The organism is Porphyromonas uenonis 60-3 (genome assembly GCF_000174775.1).
GTDB classification, from domain to species: Bacteria; Bacteroidota; Bacteroidia; order Bacteroidales; family Porphyromonadaceae; genus Porphyromonas; species Porphyromonas uenonis_A.
Genome location: NZ_ACLR01000102.1, coordinates 1 through 572, shown reverse-complemented (window position 1 = coordinate 572; position 572 = coordinate 1). Strand labels below are relative to the sequence as shown.

The following is a 572-nucleotide window of genomic DNA, read 5'->3' as shown; positions in this document are numbered from 1 at the left end:
CTCCCGGAGCGGAGATTTTCCTTTCTGAACTTGCCTCGGAGGACTCTCTTCTCTTCGTAACCGCTCGTCGGGGTGGGGGCTCCCACCCCTTGCCGCGGGGCGCTCCCGGAGCGGAGATTTTCATTCCTTGGACTAGGCTCGTAGGGCTCTCTTCGCTTCGTGGTCTAGCTCGAAGTCGCAGTCGTGCGCCACCAGCGAGAAGAGGATGTGTAGGAGCTTATTGTTGACATTGTTGAGGATGACCCCGTAGGGCTTGCCTTGGGCTTTCATGCGTTGGTAGTACTGTTTAAATGTTGGGTTATGAGTTATGGCACTTCGGGCTGCTTGGGTCAAGATTCCTTTTAGCCGTCGGTTACTGTAGCCTCCTGTGTTGGATTTGTGAAAGACTGAGCTCCCAGAGCTCTCGTAGAAGGGCGCTATACCGCAGTAGCTAGCCATCTTCTTGGCACTCCAGCCCTTGAAATTGTCGGTAAAAACGATCAGCATGACCGAGGTGACGAGACCCACTCCTTTGCAGGAAATGAGGTGCAGGTAGTGGCGGTACATCTCCTCGTCTTCCCTGATGATTTCAA

The 572-nt window shown here is 54.0% G+C and carries 1 protein-coding gene; it reads right to left on the bottom strand.

Annotated elements, in window-relative coordinates; translation table 11 throughout:
• Positions 1–132: 132 nt before the first annotated feature.
• A partial coding sequence (locus PORUE0001_RS02680; protein WP_007364930.1) for a transposase occupies positions 133–572 on the bottom strand: 440 nt, incomplete at its 5' end.